The 21,729-nt window shown below is 57.8% G+C and carries 22 protein-coding genes; 10 read left to right on the forward strand and 12 right to left on the reverse strand.

The genetic code is table 11. The annotated features are described in order from the left end of the window. The 7 genes from AB2L51_RS01320 (at position 1) to AB2L51_RS01350 (ending at position 7,959) form a co-directional block, all read left to right on the forward strand. Positions 1 to 1,692 (forward strand): nitrite/sulfite reductase, encoded by a 1,692-nt coding sequence (locus AB2L51_RS01320; RefSeq protein WP_395580790.1) that lies wholly within the window; start codon positions 1 to 3, stop codon positions 1,690 to 1,692. After that, positions 1,679 to 2,170, forward strand: a complete 492-nt coding sequence (locus AB2L51_RS01325; protein WP_395580791.1) for a DUF934 domain-containing protein — start codon at positions 1,679 to 1,681, stop codon at positions 2,168 to 2,170. Before AB2L51_RS01320 ends, AB2L51_RS01325 begins: the two co-directional genes overlap by 14 nt. Before the next feature lie 4 nt (positions 2,171 to 2,174). Continuing rightward, positions 2,175 to 4,166: a glycosyltransferase N-terminal domain-containing protein gene (locus AB2L51_RS01330; protein ID WP_395580792.1), complete on the forward strand. Its 1,992-nt coding sequence runs from the start codon at positions 2,175 to 2,177 to the stop codon at positions 4,164 to 4,166. 2 nt (positions 4,167 to 4,168) lie between these two features. Continuing rightward, positions 4,169 to 5,146, forward strand: coding sequence for a tetraacyldisaccharide 4'-kinase (gene lpxK, locus AB2L51_RS01335; protein WP_395580983.1), 978 nt, complete (start codon positions 4,169 to 4,171; stop codon positions 5,144 to 5,146). After that, on the forward strand, positions 5,143 to 6,054 hold the full coding sequence (locus tag AB2L51_RS01340; RefSeq protein WP_395580793.1) for a lysophospholipid acyltransferase family protein: 912 nt from the start codon (positions 5,143 to 5,145) through the stop codon (positions 6,052 to 6,054). Before lpxK ends, AB2L51_RS01340 begins: the two co-directional genes overlap by 4 nt. Positions 6,055 to 6,230: 176 nt before the next feature. After that, entirely contained in the window at positions 6,231 to 7,031 is an 801-nt protein-coding gene (locus tag AB2L51_RS01345) for an inositol monophosphatase family protein (RefSeq protein WP_395580794.1), read from the forward strand. 88 nt (positions 7,032 to 7,119) lie between these two features. Then, positions 7,120 to 7,959 (forward strand): lipid-binding SYLF domain-containing protein, encoded by an 840-nt coding sequence (locus tag AB2L51_RS01350; RefSeq protein ID WP_395580795.1) that lies wholly within the window; start codon positions 7,120 to 7,122, stop codon positions 7,957 to 7,959. 47 nt (positions 7,960 to 8,006) lie between these two features. Here AB2L51_RS01350 and mltG read toward each other — a convergent pair whose 3' ends face one another. The 8 genes from mltG to AB2L51_RS01390 form a co-directional block, all read right to left on the reverse strand. Further along, the gene (mltG, locus tag AB2L51_RS01355) at positions 8,007 to 9,041 is read right to left on the reverse strand and encodes an endolytic transglycosylase MltG (protein ID WP_395580796.1); all 1,035 of its coding nucleotides are present in this window, start codon (positions 9,039 to 9,041) and stop codon (positions 8,007 to 8,009) included. After that, positions 9,031 to 10,299, reverse strand: a complete 1,269-nt coding sequence (fabF, locus tag AB2L51_RS01360) for a beta-ketoacyl-ACP synthase II (RefSeq protein ID WP_395580797.1) — start codon at positions 10,297 to 10,299, stop codon at positions 9,031 to 9,033. Before fabF ends, mltG begins: the two co-directional genes overlap by 11 nt. Before the next feature lie 104 nt (positions 10,300 to 10,403). Continuing rightward, positions 10,404 to 10,643: an acyl carrier protein gene (locus AB2L51_RS01365; RefSeq protein WP_025825175.1), complete on the reverse strand. Its 240-nt coding sequence runs from the start codon at positions 10,641 to 10,643 to the stop codon at positions 10,404 to 10,406. Positions 10,644 to 10,931: 288 nt separating this feature from the next. Next, positions 10,932 to 11,672: a 3-oxoacyl-[acyl-carrier-protein] reductase gene (gene fabG / locus AB2L51_RS01370; protein ID WP_395580798.1), complete on the reverse strand. Its 741-nt coding sequence runs from the start codon at positions 11,670 to 11,672 to the stop codon at positions 10,932 to 10,934. Positions 11,673 to 11,688: 16 nt separating this feature from the next. Continuing rightward, positions 11,689 to 12,633 (reverse strand): ACP S-malonyltransferase, encoded by a 945-nt coding sequence (gene fabD / locus AB2L51_RS01375; protein ID WP_395580799.1) that lies wholly within the window; start codon positions 12,631 to 12,633, stop codon positions 11,689 to 11,691. Positions 12,634 to 13,015: 382 nt separating this feature from the next. Continuing rightward, positions 13,016 to 14,275, reverse strand: a complete 1,260-nt coding sequence (locus AB2L51_RS01380; RefSeq protein WP_395580800.1) for a class I SAM-dependent methyltransferase — start codon at positions 14,273 to 14,275, stop codon at positions 13,016 to 13,018. Between the two features lie 16 nt (positions 14,276 to 14,291). Then, the gene (locus tag AB2L51_RS01385; protein ID WP_395580801.1) at positions 14,292 to 15,041 is read right to left on the reverse strand and encodes a glycine betaine ABC transporter substrate-binding protein; all 750 of its coding nucleotides are present in this window, start codon (positions 15,039 to 15,041) and stop codon (positions 14,292 to 14,294) included. A gap of 193 nt (positions 15,042 to 15,234) precedes the next feature. After that, on the reverse strand, positions 15,235 to 15,660 hold the full coding sequence (locus AB2L51_RS01390) for a hypothetical protein (RefSeq protein WP_395580802.1): 426 nt from the start codon (positions 15,658 to 15,660) through the stop codon (positions 15,235 to 15,237). A gap of 740 nt (positions 15,661 to 16,400) precedes the next feature. Between AB2L51_RS01390 and AB2L51_RS01395 the strand changes: the two genes are divergently transcribed. Next, a complete protein-coding gene (locus AB2L51_RS01395; RefSeq protein ID WP_166109894.1) occupies positions 16,401 to 17,096 on the forward strand; it encodes a cold-shock protein in 696 nt (231 codons plus the stop codon). A 122-nt stretch (positions 17,097 to 17,218) separates the two neighbouring features. Here AB2L51_RS01395 and smpB read toward each other — a convergent pair whose 3' ends face one another. The 4 genes from smpB to AB2L51_RS01415 are packed head-to-tail and all read right to left on the reverse strand — an operon-like array spanning position 17,219 to position 20,257. After that, positions 17,219 to 17,716 (reverse strand): SsrA-binding protein SmpB, encoded by a 498-nt coding sequence (smpB, locus tag AB2L51_RS01400; RefSeq protein ID WP_275176562.1) that lies wholly within the window; start codon positions 17,714 to 17,716, stop codon positions 17,219 to 17,221. A 2-nt stretch (positions 17,717 to 17,718) separates the two neighbouring features. Then, on the reverse strand, positions 17,719 to 18,609 hold the full coding sequence (dapA, locus tag AB2L51_RS01405) for a 4-hydroxy-tetrahydrodipicolinate synthase (RefSeq protein WP_395580803.1): 891 nt from the start codon (positions 18,607 to 18,609) through the stop codon (positions 17,719 to 17,721). A gap of 11 nt (positions 18,610 to 18,620) precedes the next feature. Next, positions 18,621 to 19,517, reverse strand: coding sequence for a prephenate dehydratase (locus AB2L51_RS01410; protein WP_395580804.1), 897 nt, complete (start codon positions 19,515 to 19,517; stop codon positions 18,621 to 18,623). A gap of 5 nt (positions 19,518 to 19,522) precedes the next feature. After that, complete coding sequence (locus AB2L51_RS01415; RefSeq protein WP_395580984.1) at positions 19,523 to 20,257, reverse strand: 3-deoxy-manno-octulosonate cytidylyltransferase; 735 nt, start codon at positions 20,255 to 20,257, stop codon at positions 19,523 to 19,525. A 108-nt stretch (positions 20,258 to 20,365) separates the two neighbouring features. Here AB2L51_RS01415 and AB2L51_RS01420 point away from each other — a divergent pair, with 108 nt between their 5' ends. Both AB2L51_RS01420 and AB2L51_RS01425 read left to right on the forward strand, forming a co-directional pair. Further along, a complete protein-coding gene (locus tag AB2L51_RS01420) occupies positions 20,366 to 20,884 on the forward strand; it encodes a c-type cytochrome (RefSeq protein ID WP_395580805.1) in 519 nt (172 codons plus the stop codon). Next, entirely contained in the window at positions 20,881 to 21,672 is a 792-nt protein-coding gene (locus AB2L51_RS01425) for an inositol monophosphatase family protein (RefSeq protein WP_395580806.1), read from the forward strand. Before AB2L51_RS01420 ends, AB2L51_RS01425 begins: the two co-directional genes overlap by 4 nt. Positions 21,673 to 21,729 lie beyond the last annotated feature (57 nt).

Raw genomic sequence — 21,729 nt, forward strand, 5'->3', positions numbered from 1 at the left:
ATGCCCCACTCTCCCCAGCCCCCAGCAGACGTCGGCCGGTATGCGTATGACGCGGTTGACCGTACATTCCTCAAACAGCGGGTCGAACAGTTCCGCGATCAGGTGCAGCGCCGGATTTCTGGCGCCCTGAGCGAGGATGAGTTCAAACCCCTGCGTCTGATGAACGGCCTTTACCTGCAACTGCATGCCTATATGCTGCGGGTGGCTATTCCCTACGGTATTGTCAGTGCCAACCAGATGCGCACGCTGGCCTATATCGCCCGGCGGTATGACCGTGATTACGGGCACTTTACCACGCGCCAGAATATCCAGTTCAACTGGATCCGGCTGGAAGATACGCCTGATATTCTGAATATTCTGGCTGATGCGGAAATGCACGCCATCCAGACCAGCGGCAACTGCATCCGCAACGTCACATCCGACCAGTTTGCCGGTGCCGCGCGTGATGAAGTTCTGGACCCGCGCGTACATGCGGAAATCCTGCGTCAGTGGTCCACTCTGCATCCTGAATTTACGTTTTTGCCGCGTAAATTCAAAATTGCCATCTCCGGCAGTGCGCAGGACCGTGTTGCTGCCCGTTTTCATGACATCGGGCTGCTCGCACGCAAGGGAGAAAACGGGCGCGCGGTGTTCGAGGTCTATGTTGGCGGTGGTCTGGGGCGTACCCCGGTTATTGGCGTAAAACTGCGCGATGACCTGCCTGAAGAAGACCTGATCGCGTATCTGGAAGCTGTTCTGCGCGTCTATAATGCGTACGGGCGGCGCGATAACATTTACAAGGCCCGGATTAAAATCCTTGTGCAGGCTCTGGGCCTTGGTGCGTTCCGTGATGAAGTCAATGCCGAGTTCATGGCCATGGACCGCAGCCGGTACCGTTTGCTGCCCGAAGTCGTGGCAGCCATTCGCGCCCGCTTTGCCAACCCTGTGTTTGAGGACGCCTCTGCCGGTACTGCCCAACTGGCAGCGCAGACCAAAGCCGACCCGGCCTTTGCCGCATGGGTCGGCACCAATACCCACCCGCACCAGCAGGACGGGTATTGCAGCGTCACTATTTCGTGCAAGCCTGCTGGCGGTATTCCGGGGGATGTGACATCCGCCCAGATGAACCTGCTGGCGGATATGGCGGACCAGTACAGCTTTGGCGAGTTGCGGATCACACACCTGCAGAACGTGGTGCTGGGGCATGTGCGCAAGGATAACCTGTTTGCGCTGTGGCAGGTGCTCGGCGCCAATGGTCTGGGCACCGCCAATATTGGTATGATCACCGATATTATTGCCTGCCCGGGGCTGGATTACTGCGCACTGGCCAATGCACGGTCCATCCCCATTGCCCAGAAGCTGAGCCAGCGCTTCTCCAACGCCGCCCTGCAGCAGGAAATTGGCGCGCTGCGGCTGAATATTTCAGGCTGCATCAATGCCTGCGGTCATCACCACGCCGGACATATTGGTATTCTGGGCGTTGATAAACGTGGGGAAGAAGCATTCCAGATCACTCTGGGTGGCAATAGTGGGGAAGATGCCTCCATTGGCCAGATTATTGGTTCGGCCATGTCGGAGGATGAAACGGTTGATGCAATTGCCAGAATTGTTGATACCTATCTGGTCCAGCGCAAGCCGGGCGAACGTTTTATTGAAACCTGCCGCCGCCTAGGTGCCGCGCCATTCAAGGACGCAGCTTATGCCACTGCTTGAGAACGGTCAGATTGTACAGGATGGATGGACGCTGGTTGAGGATGGCCAGCCCCTACCTGATGGCGACATTCTGCTCCCTCTTTCCCGGTTGTCCGAAGGGCTTGGGCGGAATGGTAAAGGGCGTCTGGGCATTGTGCTCAAGCCTGACGAGCGGGTGAGTGACCTCAAGGAAGCCCTGCCCCGCCTTGATGTGGTCAGCCTGAACTTTCCTGTTTTCCGGGATGGACGGGCATTTACACAGGCCCGCTCCTTACGCGAGCATCTGCATTTTGCCGGTGCCGTGCGTGTGACGGGGCATTTTTTACCGGATCAGTATGAGTTCCTGCTCCGCTGTGGTGTTAGCCAGCTTGTTATTCCCGAGCAGAGCGATCTGGCGGTGTGGCAACAGGCGCATGAGCGGATAACGGTTGCCTACCAGCCTTCCGTTCTGAACGAACGCCCGGCAGGATTTGCATTCAGGCGGTTCCTGACACCCTGAGGGCATGGTTGTGCCATGGGTGTGGAAGAGTGCACGCGGGCTTTTTCGTGCCATTGCTGTGGGGGCCATCCGGGCTTACCTGGGTTTTGTGTTGCGGACCACGCGATGGACCTTCAGAATTGACCCGCAATCCTACCTTTACCTGACCAGTCAGGAGGGGCGGACGGCCATTGTGGCTTTCTGGCATGAGGTGTTGCTTCTCACTCCCGCCCTGTGGTGGTGGGCTGAGCGCCAGAATCCCGCAGTACATCTGCGGGTTCTGGTGAGCCGCAACAGTGATGGCCGGGTGATAGCAGATGTGGTTGCTCCGTGGCGGATCTGGTCCATAGCCGGTTCATCAAATACAAGAGGCAAAAGCAAGGGGGGCGCTGCGGCCGTGCTGCGTATGCGCGCCAGCCTGCTGCATGGCTGTCTGGTTGCCATTACCCCCGATGGGCCATGTGGACCACGCAGGCAGACACAGCAGGGGGCTGAAGCGCTGGCGCGGCTGGCGGGTAAGCCTGTTATCCCCATGGGGGCGTCCTGCCGGGCCATACGGCTTAAATCATGGGATAAAATGTTTTTCCCTCTTCCTTTCGGGCGCGGTGTATTTGTGAGCGGTGCACCTTTATGGCCTACCCCGGATTGCCAGATGCAGGACCCTGCCTTTAACCTGCAAACCCACATGAACAACCTTATGGAGCAGGCTCAGGTGGAGCAGCAGAACGCGACCGCCGGGCCTATTGCTCTCAGGCCGCAGGTCACATGCCCTTCGCATATATGGAACGGTGTGGGTGCGTTGCTGGCACCAGTTCTTCCGCTTTATCTGCGCTGGCGGCAGAGCAAGGGGAAGGAAGTTGCCGGGCGGGTGCGTGAAAAAATGGGTTTTGCCACCTGTCCCCGTCCGTCTGGCAAACTCTTGTGGTTCCATGCCGCCAGCGTGGGAGAGACCTTGTCTATTCTGCCGCTGGTGCAGGCTTGCCTGCGGCAGAATGCACATATCACTATACTGGTGACAACGGGCACGGTTACGGCCAGCACCATTGTGGCGCAGCGTTTTGCGCCCGACCGGGTTGTACACCAGTTCATGCCCCTGGATGTGCCAAGGTGGTGCCAGCGGTTTTTAAACCATTGGGCTCCACAGGTCGCTGTTTTTACCGAGAGTGAGTTGTGGCCCACGGTACTGGGGGCATGCCACGCCCGTAACCTGCCTGTCGTGCTGGTCAATGGGCGGATGTCTGCATCGTCCTTTCGGTTCTGGCAGCGTGCGCCCGGTGTTGCGCAGCGGATTCTGGCCCCGTTTGCATGGGTTTCCGCCCGGACGGAAGAGGATGCACAGCGTCTGCGATCTTTGGGAGCGTTTTCGCAACTCTCTCCGGGGGACCTGAAAACCGCAGCCCCTCCTTTGCCGGTGGATGCTCAGGTTCTGGCCGATTTGCGCGCAGTCATAGGGGAACGTCCTGTGTTTGTAGCCGCATCCACCCATGCGGGGGAGGAGGAGGTCATAGCGCGTGCAGCACACACTATTCGCCAGACATACCCCAACCTGCTGAGCATTATTGTGCCGCGTCACCCCGAGCGTGGGGCAGACATCGCGTCCCGTTTAAACTCAGCGCCAAGGCGGGCACAGAATGCCCTCCCCACAGAGCGGGATGCTTTTTGGGTGTGTGATACGCTGGGCGAACTGGGACTATTTTTCAGGCTGGGGGATTGTACCTTTATTGGCAACAGCCTGCCTGTCTGCCCCGGTGGAGGACATAACCCGTTTGAGCCCGCACGCCTTGGCTGTGTGGTGGCAACGGGCCCGCGGGTCCAAAATTTTGAGGAGGCCTATCAGGCATTGCATGAGTGTGTGCAGGTTGTGCACAATGAGCAGTCTCTGGCCGCATGGGTTGTACGGATGCTCTCCTTCCCTCAGGAGCGGGCAGTGCTGGCACAGCAGGCGCAGGCCGTGGCAACGGTTAACGCAACCCTGCCCGATGATCTGGCCCACCAGATTCTGGAACTCATATGGTAAGGCTGACCCCTCCTGCATTCTGGGGCAACCCTCAGGCCCGCTTCTGGTCCACGCTGCTTGCGCCTCTGGCTTGGGGTGTTGCGGGTATTGCGCGCCGCAGGATGCGCAGGTCAGGCTGGCAGGCTCCCGTGCCGGTCTTGTGCTGTGGCAATGTGAGTGTGGGGGGCGTGGGTAAAACCACGGTGGTTATTGATCTGGTGCAGCGCCTGAGCGCGCGGGGGCGTAACCCGCATGTGTTGACGCGCGGTTATGGCGGGCGCGAAGCTAATGGCATCCGGGTTAACCCTGCCCGGCACACTGCGCGGCAGGTGGGGGATGAACCGTTATTGCTGGCGGAGTATTGCCCGGTCTGGGTTGGCGGGGACCGTAGTATTACTGCACGCCATGCCGTGCAGGCCGGGGCTGATTGCCTGATTATGGATGATGGGTTTCAAAACCCGTCTTTGCAGAAAACCGTCTCGCTTCTGGTCGTAGATGGAACCGTGGGGTTTGGGAACGGGCACGTCCTCCCCGCGGGGCCATTGCGTGAGAGGGTTGGGGATGCTCTGGCCCGAGCTGATGCTCTGCTGGTGATCGGGGCGGATCAGACCGGAGCCGTTGAGCATACAGCCGCCCTGCCCATTTTATGGGCTGATCTGGAACAGTGTGATATTCCGCCACGCGTTGTGAACCGCCCATGTGTGGCGTTTGCTGGCATTGGTCGGCCGGAGAAGTTTTTTAAGGGTTTGCGAGGGGCTGGTCTAAGCCTTGTCCGCACCCTTCCTTACCCCGACCATTACGCGTATAAACTGCGCGATATCGAGCGGCTTCTGGCATTGGCCAACGAGCTGGACGCACAACTTGTTACAACCCCCAAGGATGCCATGCGCCTGCCCCTCGATTTTCGTAAAAAAGTGGTTGAGGTGGGTGTGCGGCTGGTCTGGCAGGACCCAAAGGTGCCGGAACGCCTGCTGGATATGTTTCTGGCCTCCCCGGCATGAAGGCCCGGAGCGTGGCCATACGTTACCGGCTGGAGGCCTGGGGTGCATTTGCGCTTCTGTGGCTGCTGGAGCGTTTGCGCCCGGACCATTCTTCCAGCCTGCTTGGTCTGTTGTGCCGTGCTCTTGGTCCGTGGCTTCCTACATCGCGGATTATCAGGCGCAATCTGGAACTGGCTATGCCGGAACTGGATCATCAGGACCACAAGCGGATTGTACGCGGTGTGTGGGAAAATCTGGGCCGGACCATTGGCGAACTGCCGCATCTTGCTGCCTTGCAGGAGAACACCCCCGCAGGACCGGGGTTTGAGGTGCAGGGGGCAGAACATCTGGCGCAGCAGGCCTTGCGGGGTGGGCCTGTTCTGTTCGTATCAGGCCATATTGGTAACTGGGAAATGCTGCCCCCTGCCGTGGCGCGGCATGGCACGCCTTTTGCATCTTTTTACCGTGCGGCTGCTAACCCGCTGGTTGATGCCCTGCTCCGTGCACTGCGGAACAAAGCCATGGGCGATACGCCTGTTCCCCTTTTTGCCAAAGGGGCAAAGGGCGCTCGGGGAGCCCTGGCCTATGTGTCTGGCGGAGGGCGTGTGGGCATGCTGGTGGACCAGAAAATGAATGACGGGATTGAAGCCACATTTTTCAATCGTCCGAGCATGACTGCCCCAGCACTTGCCGCCATGGCGTTACGTTACCGCTGCCCGGTTATTCCCGGTTATGTGGAACGTCTGGGGCCTGCCCGCTTACGGATTGTTGTGGAAGCCCCGCTGGAACTCCCCGATACAGGGGATAAACGGCAGGATTTGCAGATACTGGTGCAGATGGTGAATAACCGTCTGGAAGAATGGATCCGTAAAAATCCGTCAAGCTGGCTCTGGTTGCACAGGCGCTGGGCTAAAGAGCTGTACCGTTAAGGCGCGTTGCCGTCAGGTCGTGCAGTTCGGATGATTGCTGCCATAGATGGTCCGTCACGAACGCTGTTTATAAAAATATCTGACATGCAAAAGGATGGCGCATAAAGCGGGTCGCCCTGTCACGGGCTTGGCGGTATGGTGGCGGCGTGTGAATTTTTGTTGGAGTAGCCATTTCCATGCCAGCCCTCCCCAGCCCTGCCCTAGCCTATCGACTGGAAGCCGCCCGGGCTGTTGTGCATGATGCTGCCCGACTGGCCATGTCCATGCGGCCACCGCCGGGCGGACCACAGGGAGAACTCAAGTCAGCACAGGATTGGCTGACAGAAACTGACGGCGCGGTCGAGGCCTTTATTGCACAGCGCATGCAGGCGCTTTTTCCCGAAGATGGCTTTCAGGGGGAGGAAGGTGGCGTAAGCCGCACAGGGAGCCTGCGCTGGGTTGTGGACCCGATTGATGGCACGTCCAATTACGCCCGTGGCCGCTGCCGGTGGTGTGTCTCCCTTGGCCTGATGGACGGAGACGAACCCGTGGCCGGTGTTATAGACGCCCCGGCATTGGGCGAGGTTTACACGGCGTTACGTGGGTACGGAGCTTTTTTGAACGGGAAACCCATCAAGGCTTCCCCCATAAAGGACCCTGCCCGCTCCATGATCGAAATGGGGTGGAGTGGCCGTGTGCCCAAACCCGTGTTCATGGACAAGATGGATGCTATTATGGAACTGGGCACCATGCCCCGTTCAGGCGGATGTGGCGCACTGGCACTGGCCGATGTAGCCAGCGGTCGGCTTGATGGATACATCGAAATTGTTATCAACCTGTGGGACGTGGCAGCAGCCCTGCCCCTGCTGGCCGAAGCCGGGGCGGTTGTTTCCCCCTTCCTGCAAAATGGCGGGTTAACAGGTGGGGCGACCATTCTGGCGGCCAACCCGCATATTGGCCCGATACTGGCCAAAGCTGTTTCCATTCCACTGGAATAAAAACAAAACAAAAACTGGCCTTTCTCGCGCCACAAAAGCATGCTTTTTTACACGCCAATTTACCGGACTTATCGTGGAGAAACCCGGAATGCATTTCTTTAAACGACTGTCTTCAGTTTCTCTGATTCTGGCTGCAACCATGCTGGCTTCCGGCGCGGGGGCGTATGCGCAGGCAGCGGACACTGCGCAGGCTACTGTTGATAAAGCAGCCCTGACTGTGCAGGATATTTTTCTGGGCGCAACCGGCCAGAGCGCATTGGTGAGCAATCTGGCCAAGGCGCGCGCGGTTATGGTCTGCCCGTCCATGTTCCGGATGTCCATCGCCTTTGGCGGTGCACATGGGGAATGCGTGCTGCTGGCAAAAGATGCGCGCGGGTCCTGGTCAGACCCGGCCTTTTACAAGCTGAGTTCTGCGTCCTTTGGCGTCCAGTTTGGTGTGCAGAGTTCCCAGATCGTTTTCTTCGTCATGACCGATCGTGGCCTTCAGGCGCTGTTGGACAGCCAGTTCCAGTTTGGCACCAATGCTGGTGCCTCTTTTGCCAATATGAGTTCTGCTGTTGCCAGTTCCAATGCCGGTGCCAGTAATACGGATATTCTGGTTGCACAGAAGTCTCAGGGCGTTTTTGCCGGGGCATCACTCGGTGGCAGCAAACTGACCGTTAACAGTGATGAAAACCGGGCGTATTACAAGCAAAGCGTTGGCCCGGAAGATATTGTTGTAAGCATGCGCGTGAATAACCCGGATGCGGACCCGTTGCGCAGCATTCTGATGCGTTATGCCCGTAGAGCGCAGACCGCTTCTTCAACAGCGCCTCGCGCAGCGGTTCCGACGACGGATGGCATTGATAGTGACAGCACGGGTGTGACTGCTCCAAGTGGCGGGATCGTGCAGGAAAATCTTTCCCCCGCCCGTTCAGGCTCCCGCTAACAACAATACGCGCTCAGACTGCACCAGCCACTTTACGCCGTGTGGTGTTAGTGGCTGGTTTTCTGTTTGCGTAACAGCAGGACGTTATGATTGTGGTCTCCCAGTGTGGCCGCAAAATTATGCCCCCCCGTACCATTCGCCACAAAATACAGCATATCGCCTTTTGCAGGGTGGGCCGCAGCCTCAAGTGCTGCCTTGCCGGGTGAGCAGATCGGTCCCGGTGGCAGGCCAGTATAAACATAGGTGTTGTAAGGGCTGGTCGTCTGGAGGTCTGTGTGAGTCAAGGGCCGGTCCAGCGGTGGTTTTCCCTGCGTAATGGCGTAGATTACCGTCGGGTCTGTCTGTAATTTCATGTTTTTTTGCAGGCGGTTGTAAAAGACACGGGCGACCGATGGGCGTTCATCTGGCTGGGCTGTTTCTTTTTCAATAACAGATGCCAGCGTAAGCAGTTCTTGCGGGTTACCCAGCGGTAAATTGCTCTCTCTTTCTGCCCATATCTGTTTTAATGTCTGCGCCATGCTAGTTTGCATATGGGCCAGCAGGTCCTTGCGCGCGCTGTTGCGCAGGTAGGTATAGGTCTGCGGGAGAGTGCTTCCTTCCTCAGGTAGAGGAGTGTCCCCCGTCAATAACGGCGCAGCTTGGATCAGGGCTTGAATCTGCCATGCTGTCAGCCCTTCGGGGATGGTCAGCTTATGCTGGACAGGCTTGCCGTGCCGCAAAATCCATAATGTCTGTTCAATGGAGGCATAGGCGGGGAAGTGCAATTCCGCCGCATGCAGTTGTCCGTCCCGGCGGGTCAGGACAAGAGCGATTGAAAAGACCCGGCTGCTCCACCAGTTTGTGGGAACAACACCTGCATTTTGTAGGGCAGATAAGGTCGTGGCATAGTTGCCGTGAGGGACCACAATATCCTGATCAGTGGATAATGGTCCGGGGCGGGTATAGCTTTGCCAGCCTGAAAAGGCGGTAAGCCCCATGCCTGCTACAAAAACAAAAACGCCTCCCCCAGACCACTTGAGAAAACTGGAAAGTTTACTGCGGCCTGAAGGAGGAGAAGATATTTTTTTACGTTTAGACGCCACGCACGATCAGGCTGGCATTTGTCCCGCCAAACCCAAAGCTGTTAGACAGGGCAACATTAATCGGACGCTGCTGCGCTGTATGCGCTACGCGGTCGATCACACTCTCGCGGGAAGGGTTGTCCAGATTAAGCGTGGGCGGTGCCACGTTATCCCGGATGGCAAGAATGGAGAAAATGGCCTCTATCGCCCCTGCCGCGCCGAGCAGATGCCCCGTAGCCGATTTGGTAGAAGACATGGCCAGCTTTTTGGCGTCATCACCAAACAGACGTTCCACGGCTTCCAGCTCAAGATCATCTGCCATGGTCGATGTGCCATGAGCATTCACGTAGTTGATGTCGGCCGTGGTCAGGCCCGCACTTTGCAGAGCGGAGCGCATGGCGCGGTAAGCACCGTAATGCCCTTCCGAGGGTGCCGTAATATGATAGGCATCACCGGACATGCCGTAACCAATAACCTCACCATAGATTTTGGCGCCACGGGCTTTAGCATGCTCGTATTCTTCAAGCACGACAATACCCGAGCCTTCGCCCATGACAAAGCCATCACGGTCTTTGTCCCACGGGCGGGAGGCCTGCTGCGGGGTTGCGTTAAAGCCTGTGGAAAGGGCGCGGGCGGAGCAGAACCCGGCGATACCCAGAGGGCACACCGTGGCTTCAGCCCCACCGGCAACCATAACGTCAGCATCGCCGAACATGATCAGGCGGGCTGCGTCACCAATGGCATGAACGCCAGTTGCGCAGGCGGTCACAACCGAATGGTTGGGCCCCTGAAAACCGTATTTGATGGAAACGTGCCCGGATACAAGATTGATCAGGGCAGAAGGAATGAAAAACGGCGACAGCCGCTTTGCCCGTCCTTCATGCACGGTAATGGAGGCGTCATAGATGGTTTGCAGGCCACCAATGCCAGAACCGATCATAACCCCGGTGCGGCATTTTTCTTCTTCGGTCTGAGGTTTCCAGCCGGAGTCCTCGACCGCTTCCGTTGCGGCAACAAGCCCCATATGGATAAAGCGGTCCATCTTGCGCTGGTCTTTGGTTGGCACCCACTCGGATAGCGTGAGTTTACCTTCCTCCCGCGGCCCGTCGGGGACTTCCCCAGCAACCTGTGCAGGCAGATCGCTCGCATCGAACTGCGTGATTGTACCAATCCCGCTCTCGCCTGCGATCAGACGTGACCATACGTTTTCGACACCGAGGCCGAGAGGCCCGACGATGCCCATGCCGGTGACGACAACGCGTCTCCGTCCAGAATTCATTCCGGCCGAAAGCAACAAACCAGCCCGCTCCCCATTCGACACATATCTGGTCCCTCAGCCATCTGAGGGACCATAATCCTGTAATTTAAGGCAATGGCCTGAAATCAGGCGGCTTTCTGCTTTTCGATATAGTCGATGGCGTCTTTCACCGTGGTGATTTTTTCAGCGGCATCTTCAGGGATTTCGACATTGAAGGCTTCTTCAAACGCCATCACCAGCTCAACAGTGTCAAGGCTGTCTGCGCCCAGATCGTCAATGAAAGACGCTTCCGGTGTGACCTTGCTTTCCTCGACGCCGAGATGCTCGACCACGATTTTTTTAACCTTATCAGCGATTTCGCTCATCTGTCTTTCTATCCCATATGCCTGCCTACCGAAAATGGCAGGTTGTTCAGGTGTTTAATCCGCGACGGACCTTGTCACTGGCAGAGAACCGGGTGGCAGATGCCCGCCCCATTCCGGCCCAGCAGTAAGGTGTTGCGCGCGATTAGCACGTTTTATCTCTCCACGCCAAGGCAAACCGGACAAATACATCTGTCGAAAGCCCAAAACAGCATGGTTGCGCTGCATGTGTGGCACATCTTAAAGCATTTTGCACCACCTGTTCTAGCGGTGCATATGCTTTTCGTGTGCTCAGGCCATAACCATGCCGCCATTAACATGCAGCGTAGCACCGGTTACCCACCGAGCCTCATCCGATGCCAGGTACAGCACGGCAGACGCAATATCTTCGGGCTGGCCAAGGCGTGCGAGCGGAATGGAGGACAGAAGCTTTTCCTTCTGTGCATCTGGCAGCACGTCTGTCATGGGGGTGACAATAAAGCCCGGAGCCACCACGTTGACCGTGACCCCGCGTGAGCCAGCTTCCTGCGCCAGGGATTTGCTCATGCCCACCATGCCAGCCTTGGCCGCGGCATAATTGGCCTGCCCGGCATTGCCGGTTGTGCCAATAACAGAGGCGATATTGACAATGCGGCCTGCCCGGCGGCGTAGCATGCCCTTGAGTGTGGCCCGGCACAGGCGGAATGGGGCTGCAAGGTCAACATTGAGAACCTGATTCCAGTCCTCGTCCTTCATGCGCAGGGCGAGCGTGTCACGCGTAAGGCCCGCATTGTTGACCAGAATATCCAGCGGTGCGCCGGCAACTTCTTCTGCCTTTGCAATCAGGGCGTCTGCTTCTGATGGCTCGCTCAGGTTGGCTGCGGCATAAAACGCCCCCTGCCCCAGTTCTTCCGCCAGTTCGCGGATAACGGCCTCACGCGTGCCAGACAGAACAACTTTGGCACCCTGAGCATGCAGCGTTTTGGCAATGGCGCTGCCAATGCCACCAGAAGCACCCGTTACGAGTGCGGTTTTTCCATCCAGTCGGAACATGTTGTGTAAACCTGCTTTAGAGGGATTTCAGAAAGGTTTCGATATCCGCCGGGGTGCCGATGGAAAGGGTCGAAACTTCGGGGTCAATGCGTCGTACCAGACCGGACAGAACCTTGCCTGCCCCGATTTCCACAAACGTATCAACGCCCAGACCGGTCATGGTGGCCACGCTTTCGCGCCAGCGGACACGCCCGGTTACCTGCTGGATCAGATTGCTGCGAATCGTGTCCGCATCAGTTTCGCGCTCCGCGGTGACATTGGCGATCACGGGCACAACCGGTGCGGCAATATCCGCCTTGGCCAGCGCGTCGGCCATGGCGTCTTCAGCGGGTTTCATGAGTGAGGAATGGAACGGGGCGGAAACAGGAAGCTTGACCGCGCGCTTGATCCCCATTTCCTTTGCTATGGTAATGGCAGCATCAATCCCGGCCATTTTGCCCGAAATTACAATCTGGCCGCCACCATTGTCGTTAGCGATTTCCGTGCTGCCGCTCTCACTTGCGCGGGTGCAGACTTCTTCCGCCTGAGCCAGCGTTACGCCAATAAGTGCTGCCATGCCGCCTTCTCCCGCAGGAACCGCGCGTTGCATGGCCTGCCCGCGCAGGCGCAGCAGCCGGGCGGCCCGTGCAACGTCAAAAGCCCGACCTGCCGCGAGAGCCGCGTACTCACCCAGTGAATGCCCGGCAAGCAGGCTTACGCGGTTCGCCAGATCCAGCCCGCCATCCTGTTCCAGCACGCGCAGAACTGCCATGGAAACAGCCATGAGTGCAGGCTGGGCATTTTCTGTGCTGGTCAGGGTTTCTATCGGCCCTTCAAAAATCGTTTTTGACAGATGTTCGCCCAGAGCATCGTCAACTTCCTGAAAAACTGCACGTGCGGCGGGAAAAGCGTCCGCAAGCTCCTGTCCCATACCAACGGACTGGCTGCCTTGTCCGGGAAAAATAAATGCGTAAACGGCCATGATACTCACTGTTTCAAAAACGATGCCCAAAGGCGGACAGATTGCAAGGAATGGAAGGAAAGAACGCAGCAAAAAGCGGGCCATCTGTGCCGTGGTGGCCGCATGCTGCCCAGTGGTTCTACCCTTCCGGCAGGCAAAAGTGCGGGCAGAATAGGCCCTGCGTTAACGAGGCACAATATGCCAGACCGGAAGGAGGGAGGCAGCTTACGGTATTGCAGGGGATTTGCAGGCACCGCAGCACGCTTTTGCGCGCAGGGTTCAGGCAAACCAGCCGGGCTCGGAGCCAAATGGTACTATAGTGTATAGACCGGCAGGGCTGGAGCAGTGGCGATAGCAAGTGTGTGAGTGCATATGAGGAGTAAAATTATGCGCTCACATATGCTCAGGCTGGAGAGCGGAGTAGCACGCGATTCAGTCGTTCCAGAATGCCAAAGCTTTCCTGCCAGACATGCTTGAACTTTTCTGCGCTTACGCCGCGTGTGGCCAAAATCTCGGCCAGTTCACCCACGGTTCGTTCTCCATCAATCAGGGGGAGAATGCCGCGGGTCTGGGGCGGGAGCGGGATAGGCACAACAAGCGTGCCAAAGTGGAAGGGCAACATGTTATCAGGCGTCATCTGCTTGGCCAGTTCCGCGCCAGGAATTTCGCGCATGATCGGCACTGCCTCTGGATTCTGTGGATCAGGTTTTTCGGGGGCTGCGTGTTTGCGCACGACATAGGCAACATGCGTTGCCATGTTGCCAGCAAGGTCCTCGGCAATGGCGGCCTGTGTCTGCCAAGGCAGGGTGGACAGGCGCGCACGCAGGCGTGGGTCTGGCAAAAAGAGGCCCGGGTCGTACCGCGCTGGTTCCATAAGAGCCGTGGGTTCAAGCCCGGCCTGATCCAGAAGGGCCAAAAAATCGGTAATGGTGTAGGAGCGGTCTCTGGGGTTCAGGAGCAGATCGTAAAGCCCTGCATCCCCGCCAGAGAGATGGTCCCCAAAATTACCGTTCTGGTGCAGCCATGCCGTTGCAGGCAGGGTGCGCATGACGCGGCGGGCCACGTCCAGCCGTTCCTGTGGTGAATGCGCGAGGGGCGCCAGTTTTTCCAGAGCGTCCTGCACCATGTACACGCCGGTACGGCCATAGGGTGCATAAACCATCAGCCCCATGCCGCCATGGGGGGCAAGGTGGCGTTCCAGAGTCTGGAGTGCCGCTACAGGGTCTGGCAGATGGTGTAGAACTCCGCAGCAATCAATGTAATCGAATAGTCCCAGTTCAAGCGATTCCAGCTCGGTCAGGGAGCCCAGAACGAACCGGATATTGTCCAGTGAGCGGGTTTTGGCACGGGCCTGTGCAATGGACAGGGCTTTTTCCGAACGGTCCAGACAGACAACTTCCGCCGGGCGTGCAACCCGTGCCAGCTGTGTTGCCAGCATAATCGCGCCATCGCCCGTACCGCACCCGGCTACCAGTACCCGCAATGCCTGACTGCGGGGGCGTTGTGCGCCAAAAACCCAGTAATCCACTTCTCGCAGGTGGCTGGGGCTGCCAATGAGCAGGCGGCGGTTTTCGTTCTGCGGGTCACGCTCCGGGTAGGGGTATACTTCGTACTGGGCGGCTAGCCCGGCATCACGGTCATCCGCTGCTATGCTTTGTGTCATGGACCGGCACCTCTATCTAGCGAGGCAAAAGCTTACCGCGCTGCCATGCTTCGGCAGCTTCATCCGCGCTCATGCCTTCCACCCGCATGGCATAGTCCATGGCGCTGATGATTTTGGCGCTCAGCATCAGTTCATCCAGTTCATCCACCAGATCTGTTTCCAGCTCATCACGCAGCCCATCGCGGAGCAGAAGGGTTGCTTCCATCTCCCCGCCCATTGCTTTGTGGGGGTCATTCAGAATACGCAGCCCTCCCTGATGGAACAGGAAGCAGGGCTGGAACAGGGGCAGAAGGCTAGGCTGCTCGGCACCGAGTGCCGCATTATGCCTTGCCAGAGCTTCTTCATCGGGGAGCACGTCAAGGGTAAAGCCTGCTTCTGCCAGATTATAGGTGCGCAGAACCTGCTCCATGCGTCTGGCAAGGGACTGGGGCGTTACAATCGTGCGGGTAATGCCCTGCCCGGCCTGCACCAGATCGCTCAGGGATGTGAGCGGGCTGTTCTCGTCCGAAATGCAGCAGCAGGCTTCGGGCTGGAATAGTCGGCCCAGTTGCGTGGTGCCCGCGCCGAGGAGGTCGGAATCCTCATCCGGCAGCCATGCGGCAACATAGATATCGATTTCCCCTTTGCGCAGCAGGTCGGCCAGAGCCTGCTTGGGGCCGGTGACAATTTCGGGCTCAATATCGTTGGCTTCGAGAACCCGAATGATGGTGGCCGCCGTCGCCTCATGAATGGTGGACTCAGGATAGGCGAGTGTCAGGGATGTCATTTCGGGTTCCTCTGGATCAGTCGGGACAGCAAGATGTCTGTCCTGTCCTTGCCGCACGGCAAAGTGCAGTGGCAATCCCTCAAATGGAAATATCTGCTTCCATCAGGCATTTTATTAGGTTCAGGATAAAGAAAAACCGCCACCCCGGTAAGGGAATGGCGGCGGAAAAGCACCAGAAAATGGCTTGGGGAGTTTAGGCGGCCACAATATCCTGTTTGGTCGGCAGAACGGGGCGGATCATGTTCAGGGCATCGGCAAAAGAGGCAAACTGGCCCAGAGTGTTGTCACGCACGGCGTCCATAACAATCCAGCGGTTGCCGCGGGAGTAAACCTTGTAGGCCGGGTTTGATGTTTCGCGCACCCATACCAGAACGTAACCGGATGAAACACCGGCCTGTTTTTCTTCAGCAGGGAAAATATCGGCGTCGCAGATGCCCATGGGCTGGCTGGCCGCAATCCAGCGATCCAGATAGTCGCGGTGGCGACACATGATTTCCATCTGGAACGGGATAATCTGACAGACGTTCTGTGTTTCCGACTGGCGCAGCATAAGTTCTGTATCCCCTACATCAAAACCCGGTGGCTCTTTCTGATTTTGAGAGTAAGGGCGAAACTCCATGCCGCGCTACAGGAAAGAGAGCGCTTTCGCCTCATAAACGGGCAGGTTGAAGAGGTAGTGACGAAAAAAACACAGAAATGCAAAATTTGATAAGAATTTATGCACAAAAATAAATCACCTGCCTAAATAATATGCACTATTTTAGGGTCGGTGCGCCGGAGTGTGAGCGCCAATCAAACACAAAGTCTGAATTGAGGGGGCGTTGCCTGTTAGTGTGCGCCTGATTGCCTGGACTTGCTGCGGGATGGTCGGGGTTGCCTGAATGAAAGCGTGTAGTGCGATACGTGCTTTTGCCCATGGGGGAGAAGTGCAGTGCTGGCCGGGCCGAACGCGGGCGGGGCGTACAGGCTTGATGCGATTCCATGAGGTGTTCGTGTCTGCCCCTTAAACCTGTCCGGATAGTCGTTAAGATGACCCTACTCACCGTTGCATAATTATGTGCAGTGCATGGTCGTTGTGGATGTGTGTGAGAGGTGTGGGATGGGCCCGAAAAGGCTTCTGTATCACAAATTTGTGATACGAAGAAAAGTGCGTGAAGCCGGCGCGGTTTTCATGCTTTGCTGTAGCAGCACGGTGATGACTGTGCTACGCATGCGTTGGGCATGTTTGCACTATTCAGGAAGGGGAATGATGGGCTTTTTGTTCAAAGCACGTAATCCTGTCAACCCGTTCTGGCAGTTTGCCCGTTTTTCAATATCCGGAGAAGTTTCCATCTTCTCCGCACTCCAGGATCAAGACCGTTGAAAAGTAACAGGACCGACCGCAGCCCCCGTTCTCCTCGCCGCGGCGGATTTGATGACGACAATTATATGTCGATGCCTTCTTTCGGTGAGCGTCCCGCTTATGGTGGTGGCGGCGGTGACCGTGGTGGGTTTGCTCCGCGTCGTCCCGCTGGTGGCCCGCAGGTTATCGCTTCCGGCCCGGAAGTGGGTGCATCCGTCAAGTGGTTCAATGGCGAAAAAGGCTTCGGCTTTGTCGAACTCGCTGATGGATCGGGCGATGTGTTCCTGCACGCCAACGCGCTTTCTCAGGCTGGTGTTCAGGGTGTAAACCCCGGCGCTACGCTGGTTGTGCGCATTGGTCAGGGCCCCAAGGGTCGCCAGGTTGCCGAAGTCATCTCTGTTGATGAAAGCACGGCTCAGCCGGAACGTCCGCGTAGCCCCGCTGGTGGTCGTCCGGGCTTTGGTGCGCGTCCTGCTGCCCGCCCCGCTCCTGACCTGTCTGATGCTGAAGATACACGCGGTACCGTTAAGTGGTACAACGCTGTTAAAGGCTTTGGCTTCATCACGCCTGAAGGCGGCGGCAAGGATATCTTCATCCACGCTTCTGCTCTGGAACGTTCCGGTCTGCCGGGCCTGAATGAAGGTCAGGGCGTGAACGTTAAAGTTGTTCAGGGCCAGAAAGGTCCGGAAGCCGCTGAAGTGACTTCTGCCTGAGGCACTGCTTTTTAGCGGTAAGTTAAGAAAAAAGCCTCGGTTTTAGAACCGAGGCTTTTTTTATGGCCGTCTGCATCTGCCAAAGTTGTGTAGAACTGTACGTATGTCATAGCCGGAACGGGTTAGTAGTCGCCCTTCCCCTTGTTACGGATCAGGCGGGCTTTGTCGCGTTGCCAGTCCCGGTCTGCTACGGTCTGGCGCTTGTCTACACTCTTTTTGCCAACGCCCAGACCAAGGGTCACCTTGGCTAGTCCGCGATCGTTGAAGTGAATATCCAGCGGAACAAGGGTTGCCCCCTGCTTGGCAATGGCGCCCATAAACTTCTGGGCCTGCTTGCGGTGCATAAGCAGCTTGCGGGGGGCGCGCGAATCAAAGCGGGACAGAACTCCGCCCTGATATTCAGGGATGTAGCTGTTAAACAGCCAGAGTTCACCATTACGTTCGCCAGCAAAGGCTTCGCCAATTGTTGCGCGGCCCAGACGCAGGCTTTTTACTTCCGGTCCTTTAAGCACAAGCCCGGCCTCAACCGTTTCCTTGATGGTGTAGTTAAAGCGGGCCTTGCGGTTCTGTGCGACCATGCCGTGGGAGATCATGGTGCTTTTGCTGGATTTTGTGGACATGATCAGCCCAGCAACCCGACATCAACCAGAGCCTGCCGGACTTTATGGCGCGATTCATCGCTCAGGGGAGCCAGCGGCAGACGGCAGGTTTCCCCCGCAAGGCCCAGCAGGCTTGCGGCGTATTTGGCTGGTGCAGGATTGCTCTCGCAGAACAGGGTGTCATGCAATGGGGTCAGGCGGTCCTGAATGGCAATGGCTTCCTGCGTTTTCCCTGCTTTCCACGCGCTCTGCACGGCGGCGCACAGGGCGGGCGCAATGTTGGATGTCACGCTAATGCATCCATCCCCACCGGCTGCCAGAAAAGCTACGGCTGTGCCATCTTCGCCCGAGAGCTGGTTAAAGGGTTTGTCCACGGCCCGGCGCACCTGCAGGGGGCGGAACAGGTTTGCTGTTGCATCCTTTACCCCCATAATATTGCCGTGCTTTGCCAGACGGGCCGTTGTTTCCACGTTGATGTCAATAATGGAGCGGCCGGGAATGTTGTACAAAATCACCGGGATGGAAACAGCATCTGCCACGGCCATAAAGTGCCGGTACAGACCTTCCTGCGTAGGCTTGTTGTAATACGGAGCCACAACAAGGGCGGCGGCGGCACCGGCCTGCTCTGCATGGCGCGCCAGATCAACCGCTTCGGATGTGCTGTTGGAACCCGCCCCGGCAATAACCGGCACGCGACCATTGGCAACTTTTATGGTGCGTTCAACAACAGCATGGTGTTCCGTGTGTGACAGGGTGGGGCTTTCCCCCGTTGTGCCAACGGCACACAGGCCTGCGGTGCCTTCCTTGATCTGCCAGTCCACCAGTTTTTCAAACGACTCAAAATCCAGGCTTCCGTCCCGGTTCATGGGGGTGATGAGTGCAGTAATGGAGCCGGAGAAGAATGTATGAGGCATGGAGCGGTCACTTATCCTGGAATGGCATCTGCTGGAGCGGAACGCGGGATGTCCTGCCCTTGGGTGGAAGCCTGGTGCCTGAATGGCGATTGTTGATAGACGCCTAGAATTGTGGCGTTTTTGGAAAAAAATTCAAGTTCTGCCAAAGCCTTGCCTAGGCGGGAATCGCCGGGGTGGCCCTCTACATCCATCAAAAAACGTGTAGCGGCAAACGTTTCGCCCGACATGTAGCTTTCCAGTCGGGTCATGTTGACGCCATTGGTGGCAAACCCCCCAAGCACTTTATACAGGGCGCCGGGGCTGTTTTGCACACTAAAGAGCAGCGTGGTCATGACATGGGGTGTCTGTGGTGTGGGCACCTGCGGTGTGCGCGCGGTAATATAGAACCGTGTCGTATTGTGGGAGGCGTCTTCCACATTCCGTTGTAGAATTTCCAGCCCATACAGTTCCGCAGCAAGGGCGGAGGCGACGGCGGCTTCTTCAGGCTTTTGCCAGAGTGCAACCAGTTCTGCAGCACCTGCCGTATCAAACTCGGTTACGGGTGTCAGGTTGTTGTTTTTGAGCAGATTGCGGATCTGGGCCATGGCCACAGGGTGCGTATGTACGCGGCGGATCTGCTCCATACGGGTGCCGGGCACCACCAGCAGGCAGTGTTCAACACGCTGGAAGTACTCACCAATAATATGCAGCCCCGCAGCGGGCAGGAGCGAATGAATGTCGGGCACACGGCCTGCCAGACTGTTTTCGCATGCCAGCATGGCCTGCTCGGCCTTGCCTGCATGAACTGCGTCGATGGCATCTGCAAAGCTATGGCATGGCAGGGTGGTCCAGCCGGGTCGCGCCGCGCGGCAGGCCATGTCGGAATACGCACCGTGCATGCCCTGAAAGGCTATAACCTTGTCCATCATGGCCTTTAAGCTCCAAGCAGGCGGCGTGCCCGTTCCAGATCCTGTGGTGTATCAACCCCAAAGGGCGCGATTGCAAGACGCGCGCAGCCAATACGCATACCATCCTCCAGTGCTCGGAGCTGTTCCAGACTTTCACGCTGTTCCAGACCAGATGGAGGAAGCTGGACAAAGCGGGCCAGAGCCGCCCGCCGCCATGCGTAAATCCCAACATGGTGCCATAGTGGTCCCTGCCCTGCGGGAATGGGCTGGCGGGAAAAATAGAGGGCGACCGCATGATGTGTGGCCTGCTCGAAATGGCATGCGACCTTGACTACAGAAGGAGCAGTTGCCTCTGCTTCCGTGCTAACGGGGGCGACAAGCGTTCCAATATCAAATGCAGGATGATCCAAGACCCCGCACACCGTATGCAGGGCATCTGGTGCCAGTGTGGGCAGGTCCCCTTGCAGGTTGATAATGGTGGAATACTGCCCCTGTGGGTCCAGCGTTTGCACGGCCTGCCAGACCCGGTCCGAGCCTGATGGCAGGTCAGGCTCGGTCAGTATGGCTGTCCCGCCTGCATTGGTAACAGCATCACAGATTTCGGGCTCGGCGGCGGCAACCACAACCGGACCAATTTCGGCCTTGAGTGCGGCATTAAGCACATGCACGATCATGGGCTGCCCGGCAATATCCGCCAGGGGCTTGCCGGGCAGCCTTGTTGAGGCAAGTCTGGCAGGTATGACAACAAGGGGCGGCATGATCAGCTTGCTCCAGAATACAGCGCGGCTTATAGGCGTGGAAAAGCGCCGCGCAGTCTAGAAAAGCTGCAATGCAAACGCAACCAGTGATCAGCAGGGGCAGAAGTGCGGATGGATGGCAGGTTCCTGAACAGGGTGGCGGTTTCGGCGCTGATAAGTGTAGTGGCCATGGGCAGTGCTCTGGTGGTGGCACGCTCTATTGTGCCGGACACGGCCCCTGTTGCCCCGGTTTTTCGCCTGCCGGACCTGCGGGCGGTTTCTATTGAGCCTTACATGTCGCGCGCCAGTCTGGCTCATGGCACTGTGCTGGCGGGGCGTATTTGTGCCCAGTGCCATGGTTTTACCCTCGGGAGCGAAGGCACTGCTGGCCCGGTTCTGGCAGGTGTTGTGGGGCGGAATATAGCCACCCTTCCCGGCTACGCCTATTCCGCTGCGTTGCGCCAGCATGCAGCGCAGATATGGGACGATCAGAAATTATCTGACTGGCTTATGGCTCCTGCCAGATACGCACCTGGTACGCACATGTCTTTTGCAGGTCTGCACGACCCGCAGGACAGGGCGGATGTGATCAGCTATTTGTACACACTGCATACCCCGGCCCCCACCCCAATAACAGGAACTCCCCGATGACCCCGCAGATAACAGACCAGTTTGTGGACGTGGCAACCATGCTGGCGGATACGGCGCGGAGCGTTGTCCGGCCATGGTTCAGGCGTGGTGTGGGAGTGGAGAGCAAAAAGGATGCAAGCCCGGTTACGGTCGCGGACAGGACGGCAGAACGGGTCATGCGGGCTATTCTGGCCGAACGTCTGCCAGACCATGGCGTGTTTGGTGAGGAGTTCGGGCAGGACAACGCTCAGGCGGATTACCAGTGGCTGCTGGACCCGGTGGATGGCACGCGGGCATTTGTAACCGGACGCCCGCTCTTTGGCACCCTGATTGCCCTTTTTTACAAAGGGGAGCCGGTACTGGGTATTCTGGACCAGCCGGTTCTGGGCGAGCGCTGGGTTGGGGTAAAGGGGCGTGCAACCGTGTTTACGTCCTCTTTGGGGGGGCAGGCCCATACCCGGCAGAATGTAGCACTTGGCGAGGCTGAAATGTCATGCACATCTCCCGAAATGCTGGAACTGGCCCCGCATGACCGCTGGAAGAACCTCAAGCAGCAGGCCCGCCGCATGACATGGGGGGGGGATTGTTATGCCTATGGGCTGCTTGCTCTGGGCCAGATTGACCTGATTACCGAATGTGACATGAACCCCTGGGACTGGGGAGCGCTTGTGCCCATTGTGCAAGGTGCTGGCGGAGTTATGAGCGCATGGGATGGGACCCCCCTGCGGATGGATGGAGATCGCACGGTTCTGGCCGCCGGTTCCCCTGCCCTGCACCGTGAGGCAGTGCGCATTCTGCGGGTGGATTAACAAGATTTATTGGTGGGGATAGTGCCAAATCTGGCGCGCCAGACTATGCACTGCCCC

Origin of the sequence: Acetobacter fabarum (genome assembly GCF_040702925.2) — a bacterium.
In the GTDB taxonomy this organism is placed as follows: domain Bacteria; phylum Pseudomonadota; class Alphaproteobacteria; order Acetobacterales; family Acetobacteraceae; genus Acetobacter; species Acetobacter fabarum_B.

Excerpts from the sequence above, each read along its gene's own strand:
- fabD (WP_395580799.1), bottom strand. The coding sequence starts at position 12,633 with ATGGCCGTTTACGCATTTATTTTTCCCGGACAAGGCAGCCAGTCCGTT.
- AB2L51_RS01390 (WP_395580802.1), bottom strand. The coding sequence starts at position 15,660 with ATGGAGTTTCGCCCTTACTCTCAAAATCAGAAAGAGCCACCGGGTTTT.
- smpB (WP_275176562.1), bottom strand. The coding sequence starts at position 17,716 with ATGTCCACAAAATCCAGCAAAAGCACCATGATCTCCCACGGCATGGTC.
- AB2L51_RS01330 (WP_395580792.1), top strand. The coding sequence starts at position 2,175 with ATGGTTGTGCCATGGGTGTGGAAGAGTGCACGCGGGCTTTTTCGTGCC.
- AB2L51_RS01425 (WP_395580806.1), top strand. The coding sequence starts at position 20,881 with ATGACCCCGCAGATAACAGACCAGTTTGTGGACGTGGCAACCATGCTG.
- AB2L51_RS01420 (WP_395580805.1), top strand. The coding sequence starts at position 20,366 with ATGGATGGCAGGTTCCTGAACAGGGTGGCGGTTTCGGCGCTGATAAGT.
- AB2L51_RS01365 (WP_025825175.1), bottom strand. The coding sequence starts at position 10,643 with ATGAGCGAAATCGCTGATAAGGTTAAAAAAATCGTGGTCGAGCATCTC.
- AB2L51_RS01410 (WP_395580804.1), bottom strand. The coding sequence starts at position 19,517 with ATGATGGACAAGGTTATAGCCTTTCAGGGCATGCACGGTGCGTATTCC.
- dapA (WP_395580803.1), bottom strand. The coding sequence starts at position 18,609 with ATGCCTCATACATTCTTCTCCGGCTCCATTACTGCACTCATCACCCCC.
- fabG (WP_395580798.1), bottom strand. The coding sequence starts at position 11,672 with ATGTTCCGACTGGATGGAAAAACCGCACTCGTAACGGGTGCTTCTGGT.
- AB2L51_RS01385 (WP_395580801.1), bottom strand. The coding sequence starts at position 15,041 with ATGACATCCCTGACACTCGCCTATCCTGAGTCCACCATTCATGAGGCG.
- AB2L51_RS01325 (WP_395580791.1), top strand. The coding sequence starts at position 1,679 with ATGCCACTGCTTGAGAACGGTCAGATTGTACAGGATGGATGGACGCTG.
- AB2L51_RS01380 (WP_395580800.1), bottom strand. The coding sequence starts at position 14,275 with ATGACACAAAGCATAGCAGCGGATGACCGTGATGCCGGGCTAGCCGCC.
- AB2L51_RS01320 (WP_395580790.1), top strand. The coding sequence starts at position 1 with ATGCCCCACTCTCCCCAGCCCCCAGCAGACGTCGGCCGGTATGCGTAT.
- AB2L51_RS01350 (WP_395580795.1), top strand. The coding sequence starts at position 7,120 with ATGCATTTCTTTAAACGACTGTCTTCAGTTTCTCTGATTCTGGCTGCA.
- AB2L51_RS01340 (WP_395580793.1), top strand. The coding sequence starts at position 5,143 with ATGAAGGCCCGGAGCGTGGCCATACGTTACCGGCTGGAGGCCTGGGGT.
- fabF (WP_395580797.1), bottom strand. The coding sequence starts at position 10,299 with ATGAATTCTGGACGGAGACGCGTTGTCGTCACCGGCATGGGCATCGTC.
- AB2L51_RS01345 (WP_395580794.1), top strand. The coding sequence starts at position 6,231 with ATGCCAGCCCTCCCCAGCCCTGCCCTAGCCTATCGACTGGAAGCCGCC.